Source organism: Streptomyces sp. NBC_00425, from assembly GCF_036030735.1.
In the GTDB taxonomy this organism is placed as follows: Bacteria; Actinomycetota; Actinomycetes; order Streptomycetales; family Streptomycetaceae; genus Streptomyces.
This window is the reverse complement of record NZ_CP107928.1, coordinates 8,116,964-8,135,629: the sequence shown is the minus strand read 5'-3', so window position 1 is coordinate 8,135,629 and position 18,666 is coordinate 8,116,964. Positions and strand designations below refer to the sequence as shown.

At 67.9% G+C, this 18,666-nt stretch carries 13 protein-coding genes; 11 read left to right on the top strand and 2 right to left on the bottom strand.

From position 1 onward, the window contains the following. Positions 1-220 precede the first annotated feature (220 nt). The gene (locus OHS82_RS35830) at positions 221-2,698 is read left to right on the top strand and encodes an RICIN domain-containing protein (RefSeq protein WP_319095546.1); all 2,478 of its coding nucleotides are present in this window, start codon (positions 221-223) and stop codon (positions 2,696-2,698) included. Between the two features lie 514 nt (positions 2,699-3,212). Further along, the gene (locus OHS82_RS35825) at positions 3,213-5,486 is read left to right on the top strand and encodes a right-handed parallel beta-helix repeat-containing protein (RefSeq protein ID WP_319095545.1); all 2,274 of its coding nucleotides are present in this window, start codon (positions 3,213-3,215) and stop codon (positions 5,484-5,486) included. A gap of 159 nt (positions 5,487-5,645) precedes the next feature. On the opposite strand, the gene OHS82_RS35820 is transcribed toward OHS82_RS35825, so the two are convergent. After that, positions 5,646-6,290 carry an SGNH/GDSL hydrolase family protein gene (locus OHS82_RS35820; RefSeq protein ID WP_319095544.1) on the bottom strand — a complete coding sequence of 215 codons (645 nt, stop codon included), beginning with the start codon at positions 6,288-6,290 and terminating at the stop codon, positions 5,646-5,648. 129 nt (positions 6,291-6,419) lie between these two features. Here OHS82_RS35820 and OHS82_RS35815 point away from each other — a divergent pair, with 129 nt between their 5' ends. Further along, complete coding sequence (locus OHS82_RS35815) at positions 6,420-7,130, top strand: cupin domain-containing protein (protein ID WP_328435259.1); 711 nt, start codon at positions 6,420-6,422, stop codon at positions 7,128-7,130. A gap of 129 nt (positions 7,131-7,259) precedes the next feature. Here the strand turns inward: OHS82_RS35815 and OHS82_RS35810 are convergent, their stop codons facing one another. Beyond that, entirely contained in the window at positions 7,260-8,249 is a 990-nt protein-coding gene (locus tag OHS82_RS35810) for a LacI family DNA-binding transcriptional regulator (RefSeq protein WP_328435258.1), read from the bottom strand. A 231-nt stretch (positions 8,250-8,480) separates the two neighbouring features. Between OHS82_RS35810 and OHS82_RS35805 the strand changes: the two genes are divergently transcribed. The 8 genes from OHS82_RS35805 (at position 8,481) to OHS82_RS35770 (ending at position 18,648) form a co-directional block, all read left to right on the top strand. Continuing rightward, entirely contained in the window at positions 8,481-9,401 is a 921-nt protein-coding gene (locus OHS82_RS35805; protein WP_328435257.1) for a carbohydrate ABC transporter permease, read from the top strand. A 70-nt stretch (positions 9,402-9,471) separates the two neighbouring features. Further along, positions 9,472-10,290 carry a carbohydrate ABC transporter permease gene (locus OHS82_RS35800; RefSeq protein WP_319095540.1) on the top strand — a complete coding sequence of 273 codons (819 nt, stop codon included), beginning with the start codon at positions 9,472-9,474 and terminating at the stop codon, positions 10,288-10,290. Positions 10,291-10,392: 102 nt separating this feature from the next. Beyond that, positions 10,393-11,697, top strand: coding sequence for an ABC transporter substrate-binding protein (locus OHS82_RS35795; RefSeq protein ID WP_266728858.1), 1,305 nt, complete (start codon positions 10,393-10,395; stop codon positions 11,695-11,697). A gap of 86 nt (positions 11,698-11,783) precedes the next feature. After that, on the top strand, positions 11,784-12,899 hold the full coding sequence (locus OHS82_RS35790; RefSeq protein WP_328435256.1) for a Gfo/Idh/MocA family protein: 1,116 nt from the start codon (positions 11,784-11,786) through the stop codon (positions 12,897-12,899). After that, positions 12,896-13,858, top strand: a complete 963-nt coding sequence (locus OHS82_RS35785) for a PmoA family protein (protein ID WP_328435255.1) — start codon at positions 12,896-12,898, stop codon at positions 13,856-13,858. Before OHS82_RS35790 ends, OHS82_RS35785 begins: the two co-directional genes overlap by 4 nt. A 645-nt stretch (positions 13,859-14,503) precedes the next feature. Then, positions 14,504-16,054 carry a serine/threonine-protein kinase gene (locus OHS82_RS35780; protein ID WP_266728852.1) on the top strand — a complete coding sequence of 517 codons (1,551 nt, stop codon included), beginning with the start codon at positions 14,504-14,506 and terminating at the stop codon, positions 16,052-16,054. A gap of 312 nt (positions 16,055-16,366) precedes the next feature. Continuing rightward, the gene (locus OHS82_RS35775; RefSeq protein WP_266728850.1) at positions 16,367-17,335 is read left to right on the top strand and encodes a PaaX family transcriptional regulator; all 969 of its coding nucleotides are present in this window, start codon (positions 16,367-16,369) and stop codon (positions 17,333-17,335) included. A gap of 428 nt (positions 17,336-17,763) precedes the next feature. Further along, positions 17,764-18,648, top strand: coding sequence for an alpha/beta hydrolase family protein (locus OHS82_RS35770; protein ID WP_266728848.1), 885 nt, complete (start codon positions 17,764-17,766; stop codon positions 18,646-18,648). Positions 18,649-18,666 lie beyond the last annotated feature (18 nt).

Sequence of the window (18,666 nt, the reverse complement as noted above, 5' to 3'; positions counted from 1 at the left end):
CGGGCACCAGAACCTGCCACGTCAAAGCCGCATTTTTTACCCGCTGACCGACGCTTGACGCCTTCGAGCACGGACGGGCACACTGCGCGGAATACGATTTCCCACTGAGAAGAGACGCCTCCACCGGGCGGGCCCCCTCTGCGATCCACGCGACAGGCCCCGCACCGAGTCTCAGTGCAAGCCGCACCCACACCCGCACTCCCTCCCAGGAGGATCTTCCGTGCACCACGTCATAGGGCTGCCTGACAGGCACATCAGACGGTTGGCGGCCCTGGCCGCCCTGCTCATGGGACTGGCCCTGCTGACCGGCCGAGCACTGTCGCCCGCGTACGCCGCCACCAACACGGCGATCACCGTCGACGGAGCCAGCGCAGGGCGCACCTTCGACGGCGTCGGCGCGATCAGCGGCGGCGGTGGCAACACCCGCCTCCTGGTCGACTACCCGGCCACCCAGCGCAACCAGATCCTGGACTACCTGTTCAAGCCCGGTTACGGCGCCGCCCTGCAGATCCTCAAGGTCGAAGTCGGCGGCGACGTCAATTCCACCGACGGCTCCGAGATCAGCTTCGAGCACACAAAAGGCGACATCGACTGCGACGCCGGCTACGAGTGGTGGGTGATGGAGCAGGCCAAGGCCCGCAACCCCGGCATCAAGCTCTTCGCCCTGGCCTGGGGCGCCCCCGGCTGGATCGGCAACGGCAACTTCTACACGCAGGACGGCATCGACTACATGATCGACTGGCTGGGCTGCGCCAAGCAGCACGGCCTGTCCATCGACTACATCGGCGGCCTGAACGAGAAGACGTACAGCGCCTGGTTCTACCAGAACCTGAAGTCGGCCATGGCGGCGAACGGCTACGCCTCGACCAAGCTGGTCGGCGGCGACGAGACCGTCTGGAACATCGCCACCGGCATGAAGAACAGCAGCGCCCTGTACAACGCCGTGGACATCGCAGGCGCGCACTATCCCTGCACGTACCAGTCCGCGATGACCACCTGTTCCTCCTCCGCCGACGCCCAGTCGCTGGGCAAGCCGATCTGGGCCAGCGAGAACGGCTCGGAGAACGCCGAGACCGGGGCGGCCCCGGTTGCCCGCGCCATCAACCGCGGCTACCTCGACGCCAAGATGAGCGCGTACATCAACTGGCCCATGGTGGCCGCCGACTACCAGAACCTCTTCTTCCACGACCAGGGCCTGATCACCGCGAACCAGCCCTGGTCCGGCGCCTACAGCGTGTCCCGCACCGCCTGGTCCATCGCCCAGACCACACAGTTCACCTCACCCGGCTGGAAGTACCTCGACACCGCCTCCGGATACCTCGGCGGCGACCGCGCCAACGGCAGCTACGTCAGCTACGCCGCGCCCGACAAGAGCGCCTGGAGCACCGTCTACGAGACCCTGGACGCCACCGCGTCCCAGACGGTCACCTTCGACGTCGCTGGCGGCCTGCCCGGCGGAGCCCTGCACGTGTGGTCCACCGACCTGTCGCAGCCCGGCGGCGCCACCCCGCGCATGGTGCGGAACAGCGACCTGACCGCCTCCGGCGGCACGTACACGCTCACCCTGGACCCCGGTCGCGTCTACACCGTGACCACCACCACCGGTCAGGGTGCCGGAACGACCACCACGCCCACCCGCAACCGGCTCTCGATGCCGTACTCGGACTCCTTCGCCGGCTACAGCACCGGGCAGGAGGCGAAGTACTTCGCCTCCATGAACGGTGCATTCCAGGCCGCCCCCTGCACCGGGGGCCGCAGCGGCCAGTGCCTGCGTCAGACCGCACCGACGAAGCCGATCCTCTGGTGGGCGCCGGCCTCGAACGACGTCCAGCCCTACACCCTCATGGGCGACATCGGCTGGAGCAACTACACGGTCAGCTCCGACGTACTGCTGGAGAAGAGCGGCAGCTCCGCGGAGATTCTCGGCCGCGTGGGCACTCAGTCGAAGTTCAGCACCGGGCTGAACGCCTACCACCTGCGCCTGTCCGACACCGGAGCCTGGTCGCTGCTGAAGACCGGCACCACCGGCACCAACTCGTGGAACTGGACCACCCTGGCCAGTGGTTCGGTCAGCGCGCCCGGCACGGGCACCTGGCACAAGCTGGCCCTGACCTTCCAGGACAGCACGATCACCGCCAAGATCGACGGGACCACCGTCGGCACGGTCACCGACACGAGCTACGGCGCGGGTCTGGTCGGCCTGGGCACGGCCGGCTACTACCCCGTCGAGTACTCCAACCTGTCCGTCACCCACGAAACCGTCCCGGACCTCTCCGGCACCTACAAGATCATCAGCGTCGGCAGCGGCAAGGCGCTCACCGCCTCCAACGGTGGAACCAGCGACGGCACGCCCATCGTCCAGAAGACCGACCAGAACAGCGGTAACCAGCAGTGGAAGCTGGCCTACACCAGCGGCGGCTACCTCACCGTCACAGGTGTCACCAGCGGCAAGGCCCTCGACATCAACGCGGCTTCCACCTGGCCCGGCACCCAGTTGCAGCTGGGGACTTCCAGCGGGAGCGTCAGCCAGCAATGGCTCATCGCGCCGGCCGGCAGCGGCACCTACACCATCGAGTCCCGATCGAACGGGTACAAGGCCGACGTGTACAAGGCGCAGACCACCGACGGCACACCGATCGACCAGTGGTTCACCAACGGCAGCACCAACCAGCGATGGAGGCTGGTCAAGGTCTCGTGACGGACTGAGCACCCGGCCGATCCCATGGGCGGGGCAGGCCCCCATCGCCGGCCTCCCCGCCCATGCGCCAAGAAGCCTGACTTCGGCCTGCGCTCCCGCGCCCATCGGGCGACGGATACTCGAGCGGCCAGTGCCGTCGGCTTCCGGCAGGCCCCCACAGCGCTGCCGCGTTCATCTGCTCGAAACCTTGACTCACTCGAGGTCCGCTGGGCACACTGCGCGGAATGCGTTTTCCCAGTACGTCCGCAAGGACAAGCACGAGGCTTCCAGACGGCCGGCTTCACATCCGGGAGGGCACTGTGACACCGCTATCAAGACGCCTGGAGCCGCCGGCGATCTCTGCTCCCGACAGGGCACGTCCGGCCGGCCCGGTTCCCGTGGCGTCAAGCATCCGCGGGTGTGTCCGCCGCACGGTCCCGAACCGCCCCCGCCCCGGGTCGTTAAGCGACGCCTCGACCGGAGGCGCCACGACAGGAGCCAGTACCTCACCACCGCGGACGACAAGAAGAGGACCATGACCGTCAATCGAAGACTTGTGTCACAAGCAACAGCCGCCGCACTCTGCGCGCTGGCAGTCGTGCTCGCGTCGATCGTGCTCATACCCGCGCAGCGGGCCTTCGCCGCGGGCACCACGTACTTCGTGAGCGCGAACGGCAGCGACAGCAACGCCGGAACCAGCAGCAGCGCGCCCTGGCGCTCGCTGAGCAAGGTGAACGCGACGACATTCCAGCCCGGCGACACGATTCGCTTCGAGGCCGGTGACAGCTGGACCGGCCAGCTCTGGCCGAAGGGGTCCGGCGCCGACGGCGCCCCGATCGCCATCGACAGCTACGGAACGGGCGCCAAGCCGAAGATCGCGGGCCAGGGCACAGTCGGCGACGCGGTGCGGCTGAACAACCAGCAGTACTGGGAGATCCGCAACCTCGACGTGTCGAACGCGGTACCCACCGGAACGACGGACGGTTCGAAGCTCGGCGACCTCCGCGGCATCGGCGTGCACGGTGACAACGGCCAGACCCTGCACCACTTCGTGATCGACTCGGTCGACGTGCACGACGTCACCGGCGAGGTCAAGTGGGTCGGCGGCAGCACCGCCGACAACAAGCCGGGCATCACCTTCGCGCAGGGCTGGGACCGCTCGAAGGACACCGGCGGCATCGCCTTCCTCACCGGCGTCCAGGACATCACCGCGCCCGGCGCCCCCACGGTCCTCGACGGCATCACCGTCGAGAACTCCACCATCAAGAACACCTCGTTCAGCGGGATCGTCACCAAGCAGTACGCCGGTGACGCGCCCGGGGCCGTCTTCACCGGCTGGGGCAAGCGCGCCACGGCCACCGACCCCGCCTACACGCCGTACACCGACGTCACGTTCCGCGGCAACTACATCACGCAGGCCAACACCCCCTTCGGCTGCAACGGCATCTACCTCACCGGCGTCCGGGGCGGACTCGTCGAGGGCAACGTGATCGACCGGGTCGGTGTCTCCGGCGTCGAGACCAACATGGCCGACACCGTCACGGTCCAGCACAACGAGATCATGGGCACCCACCTCTCCTCGGGCGGTGCCGACCAGAACGCCCTGGACCCCGACATCGGCACCACCAACCAGGTGTTCCAGTACAACTACCTCCACGACAACGGCGACGGCATGCTGCTGTGCGCGTGCAACTCCGCGGTCAAGTTCGGCAGTGTGGTGATCCGCTACAACGTCATCACCGGCAGCACGCGGTGGAACATCCACATGTCGCAGCAGAGCGGCACGGTGGCGAACCTCTACAACAACACCATCGCCAACACCAATTCGCAGAACATGGTGACCGGCGGTGTCTCCGGCAAGGCGACGTTCACCAACAACCTGTTCGTCTCCAGTCAGTCCGCCCCCCAGTTCATACAACCGTCGAGCATCACGTACAACAACAACGGATACTCGTCCAACCTGACGACTCGGCCGGCGTCGGACGCGAACGCCGTGGTCGGCGCTCCGCAGTTCGTGAATGCCTCCGTCACGGGGCCGTACGGCGACGAGAACGGCCCGAGGCTCGGCACGGCGGCGAACTTCGCGCTCCAGTCGGGATCGGTGTTCGTAGACGCCGGAGCCACAGTCACCGGCAACGGCGGCCTCGACTACGCCGGGGCGACCGTGCCGATCGGGAACGGTCCGGAGATCGGTGCCTTCGAACGCGGCGCGCCCGACATCGCGTTCACGGACACGTTCGACGGCCTGGCGACCGGCGCACTCGCCAACGGGACCAACGGATGGCGGGTCATCTCGACCAACAACGACGTCTCCGTGGTGGAGACGCCGTCCGCCACCGACAAGAGCGTCCGGCTGACCCGCACCATCGAAGGCGGCGGGACCGACGGGACCAACCTCGCCCGCCTCTTCAGCACCCCGCTCCAGGGCGTGGTGACCATCGACACGCAGGTGATGCGCAACGACACGCAGGCCGGCTGGTTCGGGCTGCCCTACCTGTACAACGCCAGCGGTGCCCCAGCCGTCAGCGTCGCCTTCGCGCGCGGCCAGATCCACGCGTACAAGGGCACCACGGACACGGTGCTCGGTACGTACACCAATGGCAAGTGGTACCGGGTCACGCTCACCGTGGACACCGTGAACCAGCGCTTCGACCTGGACATCGACGGTCATCGCGTGCTGAACGACGCGGCATTCCGCACCTCGATGCCGGGGATCGCGAAGGTCGCGTGGTACTCGAACGGGGGCGAGCGCGGGGCAGTACACGTGGACGACGCCCGGATCTCGCGCGGCACCGGATTCGGCCAGTGAAATCCAGGGCCAGTCTGGTGGCGTGAGCATTCGGTAGGTGTGCCGAACCAGTAAGCGCTTCCGCGTCCCCCATGATGTTCAGCTCAGAGTGACGTCAAGAAAATGAGGAATCGGATCTGCCTGGCCGATATCGGTCAGGCAGATCCGATTGCCGACTGATCAACGTGATGAAATCTGCTGCAGCGTGGCGCTCACCACCGGCACATAGAAAGTGGTAATACCTGCCTCGTTGGGATGTGTTCCCGACCCCTCTGTGCCAGGGAAACCGTCAACCAGGTCGTCGAATGTGTATTTCGCACGCTGAGTGTCATCGCGCGTGTCGAACGTCGTTTCTCCGAAGACGTCGGCAACGGCGACGTCCCGCTTGCGGCAGGTTTCCAGGGTCGCCTCGCGCAACGCCACCTGAGTGTCCCAGTCGCGCGAACCGAGCCTGTGGGCGGCGACGTACACGATGCGGGCGGTCGGCCACTTCCGCTCCATGGCGTGCAGCGTCTTCTCCAGCTCTTCGGCATAGGCGCCGAGCGTGTACGCGCGGTCCCGGAAGATGGACTGCGCATCGTTGGTGCCTCCGTCGAAGACGACGAAGTCCGGCGCGATGTCGGTCGCTTCCTCGACCTGCGTGAGTATCTGCCCTCCGGAAGCGTGGGGATCGACGCCTATGGTCGCGCCGTTCCGGGCGAACTTGGTGAGGGTCATGCCCTCACGCTCTGCGACTACGTCCACGAAACTGTGCGGGTACACGTGTCCGTACACAATGCTGTCGCCGAAGGCATAGACACTCTTGCCTGCCAACGCATTTTTCACATCGTCCTCCTCGCGACTTCACCATTCGGGTTTGAGTTTAGACAGAACATTGACCGGTTGGGCGATCGGTGCGTAAATTGAGAGAGATAGAAAGCGCTTACTGAGTACACCTGGAAAGTTGACACACGCATGAACACAACCAACACCGGACTGCCCGGGGGCGTCGCCATCTCGCATCTGTCGGTGTACGACTGGCCTGCCGCCGACGGAGCGTGCGGCGGCACGCCTCACATGCACCTGGCGTGTTCAGAGGCTTACGTCGTCACCGGCGGACGCGGGGCCGTGCAGACGCTGACCTCTTCCGGGTACGAGGTCACTCCGCTCCACGCCGGCACGGTCGCCTGGTTCACGCCGGGCACCATCCACCGGCTGGTCAACGAGGGTGATCTGCGGATCACCGTTCTCATGCAGAACAGCGGGCTGCCGGAGGCGGGGGACGCGGTCCTCACGCTGCCCCCGGAGTACCTGAAGGATCCGGAGACGTACGCCCGCGCCACCGCCATCCCGGCCGACGCGCCCGAGGAGGAGCAGGAGCGCGTCGCCCGGGCCCGGCGGGACCTCGCTCTGGAGGGCTACCGGGCACTTCGGGAGGCCGAGGGTCCACAGGCCCTGGCCGCGTTCCACCGTGCCGCCGCCGCACTGGTAAGGCCCCGCATCGCCGATTGGCGCGAGCGGTGGCGACAAGGTGCCGAGGCCTCCGCCGCGGCCACTGCGGCGCAGCTCGACTGGCTGGAGCGGGGGGAGTCCCCCCATCTCGCAGATGCCGCCGTGAGCTCCGAACAGCCTTCCGCTTGTGGGAAGTTCGGCATGTGCGGTCGGCTTGACGTCTACGCGAACTGAGGGCGATACGCACCTGAGGACGCGTGGCGTGCGCGGCCGGTTCGGCCCGCACCCAAGGCCGGGTCGGGTGGGCGGTGCAGGCTCAGGGGACGTCCGCCTGCTCCGCGCCCACCCCGGCGGCGGCACTGGTCACCGCCCGCGGCTGAGACGCCCTGCCGCATGCGGCTCGGCCGTCGACTCCCGCCAGATGATCCGGAACAGGGAGCCCTCCGTCGCCTCGGGCGCACTGCCCCCCAGACCCGCGATCAGCTTGGCCATGGCCGTACTGCCCAGTTGTTCGAGCTCCACGTCGACAGTCGTCAGGGACGGGGTCATGAACTGCCCGACCCCGGCGTTGTCCCAACCTGTCACGCTGAGGTCGCCGGGCACGTCCCAGCCGCGCTCCCGGGCGCCCCGGACGACACCGGCGGCGACGAGGTCATTGGCCGCGATCACCGCGGTCGGCCGCGTATGGCTCGGGAGCGACCGTATCGCCTCGATGCCGGACTCTCCCGACCAGTCTCCGTCGAAAACACCGACGGACTCGACGCCAAGGCGTTCGACGGTCTCCAGATAGCTCTGCTTGCGCGCCCTCGCGGAGGCGAACTGCACGTCGCCGGCCACATGGAGGAACCGGGAGTGACCGAGCGCCGCCAGGTGCTCGATCATCCGCACCAGGGGCGTGGCGTCGGCCAGTTGCCCGATGCCGCGCATCTCGTCGTCGAAGTCGGCCGAGATCACCACGGCCGTCCTCTGGTGCAGTTTGCTCTCCACGTCGGGAAGCACGGGAGCGAGGGAGAGGAGGCCCTCGTACTGTCCCGAATCGGCGAGCTCCAGCAGGCGGTCGCTCCTTGCGGCTACGCCGCCCCCGGCGCTCACGACATCGACGAAGAACCCTGCGTCCTGCGCCGTCGCACCGGCACCCGCCAGCATGCGCGAGGGGTTGAAGGCCATGGCGGGCATGAGGATCGCCAGGCGGCCGGTCTTCCGTGTGCGCATCGACCGCGCCACCAGGTTGGGACGGTAGTCCAGCTCCCGTATGGCCTTCTCCACGCGTTCCAGGGTCGCCGGCTTCAGTCCGCCGTTGAACCGCAGATACCGCGACACCGTCTGGGGTGACACACCGGCGAGCCGCGCCACATCGGTGATCGTAGGCCGTCGTCGCGCCGTGTCAGCGCCATCCATCCGCTTCCCCCACCTTTCCGCCAACGTTCGGTGAAGTCAGAGACTACACACTCTTGACGTAAAAAGTGATCGTTCACTATGGTCCTCGCAACCCACAAAGTGAACGATCACTTTTCGGGGTGACGCGAGGCCCGGGACGGGCTCGCACCACTGTCTGCAGATGCCGCCGCTCAAGGGAGCAGTGCCGTGAGCTCCATCAACGAACTACGCCGGCTGCGCGGGTCCCAACGGGGCGCGCGCCAGCAGAACAAGGCGGCGTTCTTCTTCCTACTGCCATGGTTCGTCGGGCTCTTCGGGATCACTCTCGGCCCGATGCTGGCCTCGCTCTACCTCAGCTTCACCAAGTACAACCTGTTGCAGCCGCCGCAGTTCAACGGAGTCGAGAACTGGACGCGCATGCTCGACGACGAGCGTCTGCACAAGTCGCTCGAAGTGACGTTCAGCTACGTCCTCGTCTCCGTCCCGCTGCAGCTGGCGATGGCCCTCGGGCTCGCCCTGGTGCTGGACAAGGGAGTACGGGGTCTGGCCTTCTACCGCTCCGTCTTCTATCTGCCGTCACTGATCGGTGGCAGCGTGGCGATCGCCGTGCTGTGGCGCGCGATGTTCGGGACCAACGGCCTTGTCAACGAGGCTCTGTCCCTTGTCGGTATCCAGGGGCAGGGCTGGATCTCGGAGCCGGGAACGGCGCTGTCGACCCTCGTCGTCCTCAACGTCTGGACCTTCGGCTCACCCATGGTGATCTTCCTCGCCGGGCTGCGGCAGATTCCGACCTCCCTCTACGAGGCGGCCTCCGTCGACGGCGCGAAGCGCTGGCGCCAGTTCCGCAGCATCACCATTCCGCTGCTGACACCCATCATCTTCTTCAACCTGGTGCTGCAGATCATCCACGCCTTCCAGACCTTCACCCAGGCCTTCGTGGTCTCCGGCGGTACCGGAGGGCCCGCCGACTCCACCCTCTTCTTCTCGCTGTACCTGTACCAGCGCGGGTTCGGCCACTTCGACATGGGATACGCGTCCGCGCTCGCGTGGGTCCTGCTCCTCATCGTCGCGGCCTTCACCGCCGTCAACTTCTGGGCCTCAAAGTACTGGGTGTTCTACGATGACTGACCGCACCGCAGCCGTACCCCCCTCGCTGCCAGCCCCCCGCCCTCACGCGATACGCCGGATCAGACGCGCCGTGCGCGCCCCTCTCAAGCACTGCCTGTTGGCCCTCTGCGCCCTGACGATGCTGTACCCCGTCCTGTGGATGGTGGTCAGCTCACTGCGTCCCAACAGTGAGATCTTCCGCAGTGCGGGACTCGCCCTGACGCACCCGCGCTTCGAGAACTACAGCAACGGCTGGAACGCCTTCTCCCAACCGTTCAGTCACTACATGATCAACTCGGCGATCGTCGTCACCGGCGCGATCCTCGGGAACCTCCTCGCCTGCTCCCTGGCCGCGTACGCCTTCGCCAGGCTGGAATTCAGGGCGAAGCGCGTGCTGTTCGCCATCATGCTCGTCACGATCATGCTGCCGATCCACGTGATCATCGTGCCCCAGTACGTCCTCTACTCGGAGCTCGGCTGGGTCAATACGTTCCTGCCCCTGATCGTGCCGAAGTTCCTGGCGACCGACGCCTTCTTCATCTTCCTCATGGTGCAGTTCATCCGTGGCATCCCGCGCGAGATCGACGAGGCGGCGCGGATCGACGGCGCCGGGCACGCGCGGATCTTCTTCCACGTCATCCTGCCGCTGATGGTCCCGGCTCTGGCGACCACCGCGATCTTCACCTTCATCTGGACCTGGAACGACTTCTACACCCAGCTGATCTACCTGACCGACCCGGACATGTACACCACGCCTCTCGCGCTGCGCACCTTCGTCGACCAGCAGAGCGCGACGGACTGGGGCTCGGTGTTCGCCATGAGCGTCGTGTCGCTCGTTCCCGTCTTCCTCGTCTTCCTCGCCGGGCAGCGCTTCCTGCTGCGAGGCATCGCGACCACCGGCGGCAAGTAACCGCGGGGGCTACTGCCGGACACGCGGAGGCGACCGAGTCATGGCCGTTCGGGCGCACCGCAGCCACCGATCCGACCCACGTATCAGCCACAGGAGAACCACATGAACCCCAGCCCCTTCAGACGCGTCGCGATCGGGGCGGTCGCCTCACTCTCGCTCGTACTGACCGCTTGCAGCGGCGGCAGCAGCGGCTCCGCTCCCAAGCTCGGCGACAAGCCGGTCACCATCCGCGCCACCTGGTGGGGAGCGGACGCCCGCGCCCAGCTCACCGACGAGGTCATCAAGGCGTTCGAGAAGAAGTACCCCAACATCAAGGTCAAGGGCCAGTACAAGGACTGGAACGGCTACTGGGACGCGCTCGCCACGACGACCGCGGCGAAGGATTCTCCCGACGTCGTCCAGATGGACGAGCTGTACCTCGCCTCGTACGCCGACCGCGGAGCGCTGTACGACCTCGGCAAGGCCAAGAAGCTCCTCAGCACGTCACAGTTCGACGACCAGGCCCTGGCCACCGGACAGATCGACGGAACGCAGTACGCGCTTCCCGTCGGCGTCGGCGTCATGTCCATCCTCGTGAACACCGACATGTTCAAGAAGTACGGCGTGAAGGTTCCCGACGACAAGACGTGGACGTGGGACGACTACGCCAAGACCGCCAAGGAGCTGACGGACAAGAGCGGCGGCAAGATCCACGGTGCGGCCGGCGCGCCCGGCTTCTCCGCCGGCGACGTCAAGTACTGGGCTCGTCAGCACGGTGAGAACCTCTTCGACAAGGACGGCAACGTCTCCCTGAAGCCCGAGACGCTCGCCGGCATGTGGAAGTACGGCCTGGACCTGCTCTCCTCCGGCGCCAGCGTCAACACGTCGACGATGGTCGAGGACCTGACCGCGGGTGTCACCGCCGGCAGCTTCGCCACCGGCAAGGCGGCAATGATGGGCGCGTACAACACCCAGATCACCGCCATCCAGCAGGCCGCGGGCGCCCATGTGCAACTGCTGCAGATGCCTCGTGTCGGCGACACCAAGGCGAACTTCTTCAAGCCCTCCATGTACTGGGCGGTCTCGAGCCAGAGCGCGCACCCGGCCGAAGCGGCCGCGTTCATCAACTTCATGCTCAACGACCCCAAGGCCGCCGACATCCTCAAGACGGAGCGCGGCATCCCCGCCAACAAGGCGATGCTGAAGCACCTCCAGCCGACTCTGGCCGGGACCGACAAGGCGGCGGCCGACTACATGAACGCCGTGACCCCGGGTGAGTCGCCGGTCGTGACCCCCAACGGCGGAAGCGGCATCGAACCGGAGCTGCAGCGCTACAGCCAGGAGGTCTACTTCAAGAAGACCTCGCCGGAAGCCGCCGCGAAGGCCTTCATCAAGGAGCTCCAGGGCGAGATCGACGCGGCCAAGTGACCTCCTTCCGGAGGCCGTCGCCGCTGCCCACGGCCCCCGGTAGCCCCACGAGACGTGGGTCAGGAACCAAGAGAGAGAAAACACCCATGCCCAGCCCCCGGCCGCCGTACCGCGTGGCCATCATCGGCACCGGCGGTATCGCCCACGCTCATGCCGAAGCCCTCACCGAACTCTCCGAACGTGCCCGGCTGGTCGCCGTCGCCGACCTCGACCCCACCCGTGCCGCCGAGTTCGCCGACCGATTCTCCGTGCCGCACGTCTTCGACGACCCGCAGGCTCTGCTGGACAGCGAAGACCTCGATCTCGTACACATCTGTACGCCCCCGCAGACTCATGTACCGCTGGCATCCATGGTGATGCGGGCCGGCGTCACCGCCCTGGTGGAGAAGCCGACGGCGCTGAGCCTGCGCGAGATGGACCAACTGGCCGCGGTGCAGGAGCAGACCGGCTCCAAGGTGCTGACCGTCTTCCAGCACCGCTACGGCGCGGCGGCGGTACGCCTGCGCCGGCTGGCCGACTCCGGCGCACTGGGCCGGCCACTGGTCGCCACCTGCGAGACCCTCTGGTACCGGCCCGACGCGTACTTCGAGGTGCCGTGGCGGGGACGCTGGGACGTCGAGGGCGGCGGCCCCACGATGGGACACGGCATCCACCAGTTCGACCTCATGCTGTCGGTCCTCGGCCCCTGGTCCCAGATCGCCGCACTCGCCGAGCGCCAGGCCCGGCCCACGGACACCGAGGACGTCTCGATCGCCGCCGTCCGGTTCGACAACGGAGCCCTCGCCACAGTGGTCAACTCCCTGCTGTCCCCCCGGGAGACCTCGCGCCTGCGCTTCGACTTCGAGTACGCCACGGTCGAACTCGAACACCTCTACGGCTACCGCGAGGAACACTGGCGGTTCACCCCGGCCCCCGGCCACGAGGGTCTCTCGGACCTCTGGACCGACGGTGCCGAGCCGGACATCACGAGCGGACACAGGCTCCAGATCGAGGCCGTGTTCGACGCCTGGGAGAGCGGACAGGAACCCGGCGTCTGCCTGCAAGAGGCGCGTCGCACGCTGGAGTTCGCGGCGGCGACGTACGCCTCGGCCTTCCGCGGTGTCCGCGTCAGCGCGGGCGATCTGACCGACGACGACCCGTTCGCGCTCAGCATGGACGGCGGCGCCGTGCCGTGGGAGCCGGTCAAGGAGGCCCTCGTATGAACGCTCTTGAGATCCGCCACGACCTGGGTACCTCGGTCAGGGTCCGCGACGGCGGCACCGAGTTGTTCCGCTACGTGTACCGGCCGGACACCGTCCAACTGGAATCGCCCAAGCCCTACATCCACCCCCTGCGCACCCGGGCCGGCAAGGTCGTCAGCCTGTTCCGGCCCCACGACCATGTGTGGCACAAGGGCATCGCCTGGTCCCTGCCCCACGTGGGCGAGGAGAACTTCTGGGGCGGTCCCACGTACATCCACGGACGCTTCTACGTGCAGCTGGAGAACAACGGAACCCAGGCCCACCGCCGGGTCGTCGACCTGGACAGGGCCGATGGCACGGCGACGTTCGCCCACGACCTGGACTGGACCACCCAGTCCGGCGCGCTGTTCTTCACCGAGCGCAGGACGCTGCGGGCGAGCCTGATCTCCCCGCACGCCTGGGCGTTGACGTTCGAGACGCAGATGACCAACGTCTCCGGAACGGACGTCTCCATGGGGTCCCCGACCACCAAGGGCCGGGAGAACGCCGGCTACGGCGGCCTGTTCTGGCGTGGCCCCCGGTCGTTCACCGGCGGACAGTTCGTGACCGAGGAAGGCCTGGGCGGCGACGAGGTCCGCGGGCGGCGCATGGAGTGGATGGGCTTCGCGGGCCGCCATGACGAGACGGACGCGCAGTCGCTCGTGCTCATGGTCGACGACGCGGCCAACCCGAGTCACCCGCCGCAGTGGTTCGCCCGGACCGAGGAGTTCGCCTGCCTCAACCCGGCACCGTTCTTCAGCGAGGAGGTGACCGTCGAGGACGGCGCGACCGTGCGGTTCCGCTACGGCGTCGGGATCGCCGATGCCGACGCGGACGCGGCTCCCGCACTCGCCGACGAGGTACGCCGGGTGCTCGCACGGTCGGACACGCCGTCCGCTCATGTCACAGAGTCCTCTTCAGGACGCTTCGCGACGGAGTGATAGGACCCCGCTCGCTGTGCTGCCCCAGCGGCGTGCACTCCCCGCTCACCAGGGAGTGCACGCCTTCCTCGCGACCCCGGACATCGCAACGGCCCGGCGCCTCTCGACGAACCGTGAGACGGCGGGCGTCCCGACGCTGCTCCGTTCCTAATCTGCTGGAACCGGACGAGGTGGCCGTGGATGAGTTCGCGCGGAGCTGTGCGGTCCGCTGCTCAGTTCCCGGGGGCCCGCACCGGCCGTAGCTCTTCCAGACGTGACGTGTCCGCCTCCGCGGCCTGGGCACACAGTTCGTGACGCGGCCCAGGTCGCCGGGTCGGGCCCGAGTGGGTGGCACTCACGAGCCTGCTGAAAGGCCGATTTCCCGGGTGGACTCGTCCCCGCCCGCGTCCGCCGTGACTTCCGGCACATTCGCTGGAAGACCGTCCACCCGGCCCGAGCATCTCCCCGGCCCGGACTTTCCCCCCTGACCGCCCACTTGGCCTTTCGGCCGGCGAGGGGGCTCGGGCTGCCAGGAGTTTCGCTGAGAATAGTGTGTTGCGGGTGTAAAAGGTGATGCTTGGCATGGACGCCACGGATGCGGTGCTTGATTGTGCTGGTCTGGGGGCTGAACCTGATCGGCAGTGCACATGGGAGAGGGCACGGGGCGTGGAATTGCTGGACGAGTCTGATCCGGGGACCGTTGGGGGATATCCCCTGCTGGCGCGGCTCGGTGAGGGTGGCATGGGGCGGGTGTATCTGTCCCGAACGGTGTCGGGGCGTCCCCTGGCACTGAAGACGGTGCGCGCCGAGTTCGGACGGGAGCCGGGGTTCGAGGAGCGGTTCGCGCGGGAAATCCGAAACAGCGACCAAGTGCGCTCTCCTTGGACACCCGCGGTGGTGGACTACAGCCCGGTGGGGCAGCGCCCGCAGTGGCTCGCCACCGAGTACGTGGCCGCGCCGTCCCTGGCGGAGTGGGTACGGCAGTACGGCCCGCTGCCCGAGCAGAGCGTACTGGCACTGGCGGCCGAGCTTTTCGGGGCGCTGGGAGCGGTACACGGGGCCGGGCTGGCCCACCGGGATGTCAAGCCGTCCAATGTGCTGCTGGGCCGCCGCAGTCCGTTGCTCATCGACTTCGGGATCGCACGCGCGAGGGAGGACACGCGGCACACGAGGACTGGCGGTGTGATCGGTACCCCCGGCTATCTGGCACCGGAGCAGGCGAGCGCCGGGGAATCGGGTGCGCCCGGTGATGTGTTCTCGCTGGCTGCGGTGCTGGTGTACGCGGCAACGGGCCGGGGCCCGTTCTCCCGCCCCGCCGAGGAGTTCTCGCCTGCGGTGCTGCTCTACCGCATCGTGCATCAGGAGCCGAACCTCGACGGCGTTCCGGCGGCCCTGATCCCGTTCTTGCGGTCCTGTCTGGCCAAGCACCCCGAGCAGCGGCCCACGCCCGCCGATGTGAGCGTTCTGCTGGAACGCCTGGGCGGCCGGTGCGGTACCTGGACGCAGTTGCTGCCCGAGGCGCTGGAAAAGGATCTCGCCGTGCGCGAGGAGGAGGCGGACGCGTTGGTCTCCACGACAGTGCGATCGCCATCTGTGCCGGCTGTGTCACGTGGGCCCGAAGACGGCCCGGCCCCGGCCGCCGCGGGGACGGCCGTCCTGCCGCCTTCCGACGCTGTGCGACGGTGGCTGTCAAGCCGTACCGGCCGGGTGGTCGCCGGGACCACGGTCGCGGCCTTGATGGCCACGGCGGGCACGTTCGTCGTGCAGCCCTTCTCCGACGATGACGCGTCCGGCGGGACGCCTTCGTCGTCCGCGCCTACATCGCTTCCCGCGGCCTGGGCAGGTACATGGGTCGGTACCGGGCCGGGCAATCCCACCCCTGAAAGTTTCAGTCTGCCCCGGACCAATCGGTTCTCCGTCACTTTGACTCTCCACCCGGCACAACGGGGTGAGCTGGCGGGCAAGCAGGTCAGCCACGTGACCGAGGTGAACACCGGCCTTGAGCTGGGATGCACCGAGACACTGCAATTGCGGGAGGTACGCAAGGACTCGATGGTCCTCAAGGCTGTCACCAGCCAACCCACCGACCCGTCGGCCGAAGTCGGCTGCCCCAGCGGCAATGTCTACGTCGTCACGATGACCGACCGAGACACCCTGAGCCTGAGCGACGAGGGTGACCAGTCCGCCGGGGCGCCGTCCACCCTCACCCGGCGCTGACGGATGCGCCCGCCGACCATGCGATGCCACGCCCTTCCCATCCATCGCCGGCTTCGCTGAGGCCGTAGCGCTCCGTCCCCTCCCTCCGGACGCACTCCCGGCCGCGAGGTGCGAAAGCAGTGCGCGGGCGGCGCGGGAGCGCGAGGCGCAGCGGGAGGCAGGAGTGCCGAGCCCGCGGGGCACTGCCCGGGCACCTGCGCTTCACCGGTGCGCGGAGGTACCGCCGGGTGGGCCGATCCCGGCGGAGCTCCACCCGACGATCTCCCAGCCGTTAAAGTGGTGCCGATCCTGTCCACCGCGTCGGAGCCGACCTTGCCGAACCTGTCCCACCTCGAGGAGATCTTCTCCGACGAGGGTGACGGCGCCGCCGGCCCCGTACGGTCGCCCGGCTGGCAGAGCACCGTCTCGCCACAGGGCCTCGCGGTGACGTTGATCGCCGACTACACGTTCCCCGTCCGGTCCTGGCTGCCGTCAGCGGCAATCGTGGCGCTGCTCGGCGAGTTCCATGTGACCCCGGGCGCCGCCCGTACGACGATCAGCAGACTGATGCGCCGTGGGGTGCTGGAGGGCAGCCGGCAAGGGCGGTACAGCTCCTACCGGCTGACGTCTCAGGCCGCCGTCGATCTGTGGAGCGGCGCCAGCTCGATCGCCACCTTCACCACTCAGCCCGACTCGTGGGACGGGCGGTGGACACTGATCGCCTTCTCCGTTCCGGAACAGGAGAGCACGCGGCGGCGGGCGTTGCGCACCGCGCTGCGTTGGCGCGGGTTCGCGCCGCTGTACGACGCGCTCTGGGTGTCGCCGCACCCCCTGACCCCCAAGGGGCGGATCGAGGTGGCCGACCTGGCGCGAGGAGCGGTGACCGTGTTCCGCGCGCGGCAGGAGGAACTGGACACGGCGGTCGACCGCAACCCGGTCGAGGCGTGGGACCTCACCGGCATCGCCGAGCACTATCACGCGTTCATCAGTCGCTGGAGCGGCTTGCTCCCGCACATCAGCGCCGACGGCGTCACCGGTGCCGACGCGGTGCGCGCACGGACCGAGGTCATGCACGCTTACCGGCACTTCCCCATTTTGGACCCGTTGCTCCCCATCGGGCTGCTGCCGTCCGACTGGCCCCGGTCACGGGCGCGGGAAGTCTGCGTCGCGGTGTACGACGGGCTCCTCCAGCCCGCCCAGGACCATGTCCGCGCCGTGGTGACCCGATTCTCGGAGGGACCGCACCTCGACATCAGGGCCCATACGATCGCCGGCATGAGTGCCGGTATCGGTCACGGCTGACGAGGGACCGTCGCGAGCGTGACGGGGCGATGCACGGAGACGCGATACCGCGCCGCCCGCCCCTCGATCTGTCGAATGCGCGTCGAAGACAACAGAGTTGGGCGCCAATGATTGACAGACCGGCACCCGATCGGGACTCTGACTGTTGCAACCCGATGTGGGAACGCTCCCAGAGGCGCGGCACAGGTGGTCACCGGCTCGCCGTCACCGTGTCTCTGCCCGCAGGGCAACGCCCCATCGAGCACCACCACGGTCGCTGCCACAGGCAGGACCGGAACGTCCTCCACCGTTCCTGATACGCCCACCTGACCACCCCCACGGCCATGCCCCCCACCACCTCGGTCAGTGCGACCGCCCCGGCATCACCGATGCCTCCTCCCGGCACCTGACCGAGCAGCGCTCCGCACCCCCCCACACCAGGAGTCTTCATGACCATGCAACGGCGCAGTTTCCTGACCCTGAGCGCAGCCGGAGCTGCGGGCGCAGGCCTGTCACTGCTCGGCACAGGGCAAGCAGGCGCCGTCGCAAGCGCCGGAGCTCCGACCCAGCGGTTCGCGGTCGGCGTGCGGCCATATGCCTGGAGCCGCGGCAGCCGCCGGTGGACCACCTACGTCTACTACCCCGCCACCGGCACTCCCGGTGGCTCCCCGGTCACCAACGCACCCGTGGCCCAAGGCGTCTTCCCGGTCTGTGAGTTCATGCACGGCTTCAGCAGCAGCCCGCAGAATTCCCTGGCGATCATCCGACCTCTGGCCGAGGCCGGCTTCGTGGTCCCCGCCCCCCACTTCGCCAACCTCAGTGGCCAGGACGTCTACAACGGCAACCAGTCCAAGGACGTTTCCGAGGTCATCACCCGGACCCTCGCCCTGAACACGGCCGGAGACCCGCTGGCCGGCCACCTCGACACAGCGGTCGGAGTCGGTGTCTCCGGCCACTCGATGGGCGGCATGACCACCCACGGCCTGCTCACGGCCTGGCCGGACGCGCGGATCACCGCCGCGATCCCCATGTCCTGTGTGGACATGGGCAACCCGAGCCCGTCGGTCCGCGCCAAGGTCCTGTTCACGCACGGCGACCGGGACGGAACGTGCCCGATCTCCTCCGCCCGTCAGGCATACCGCGAACTGCCCGCCGCCAAGGCGTTCCTCACCTTCCGCGGCGCCGGCCACAGCAACTACTTCGGCGACTCCCGCACTGTCAACACCTTCGTGGACTGGATGCGGTGGAGTCTGTACGGCGACATCGCGGCCCGCGACCGCCTGCGCTCCGACGCCACCTCCGGCACGACCACTTGGGAATCAGCCCTGAGCTGAGGAGCCACCACGCACGGC

What these genes read in the sequence shown, in the direction of transcription:
- OHS82_RS35825 (WP_319095545.1), top strand. Translation starts at nt 3,213, where the DNA reads ATGACCGTCAATCGAAGACTTGTGTCACAAGCAACAGCCGCCGCACTC.
- OHS82_RS35815 (WP_328435259.1), top strand. Translation starts at nt 6,420, where the DNA reads ATGAACACAACCAACACCGGACTGCCCGGGGGCGTCGCCATCTCGCAT.
- OHS82_RS35795 (WP_266728858.1), top strand. Translation starts at nt 10,393, where the DNA reads ATGAACCCCAGCCCCTTCAGACGCGTCGCGATCGGGGCGGTCGCCTCA.
- OHS82_RS35790 (WP_328435256.1), top strand. Translation starts at nt 11,784, where the DNA reads ATGCCCAGCCCCCGGCCGCCGTACCGCGTGGCCATCATCGGCACCGGC.
- OHS82_RS35785 (WP_328435255.1), top strand. Translation starts at nt 12,896, where the DNA reads ATGAACGCTCTTGAGATCCGCCACGACCTGGGTACCTCGGTCAGGGTC.
- OHS82_RS35770 (WP_266728848.1), top strand. Translation starts at nt 17,764, where the DNA reads ATGACCATGCAACGGCGCAGTTTCCTGACCCTGAGCGCAGCCGGAGCT.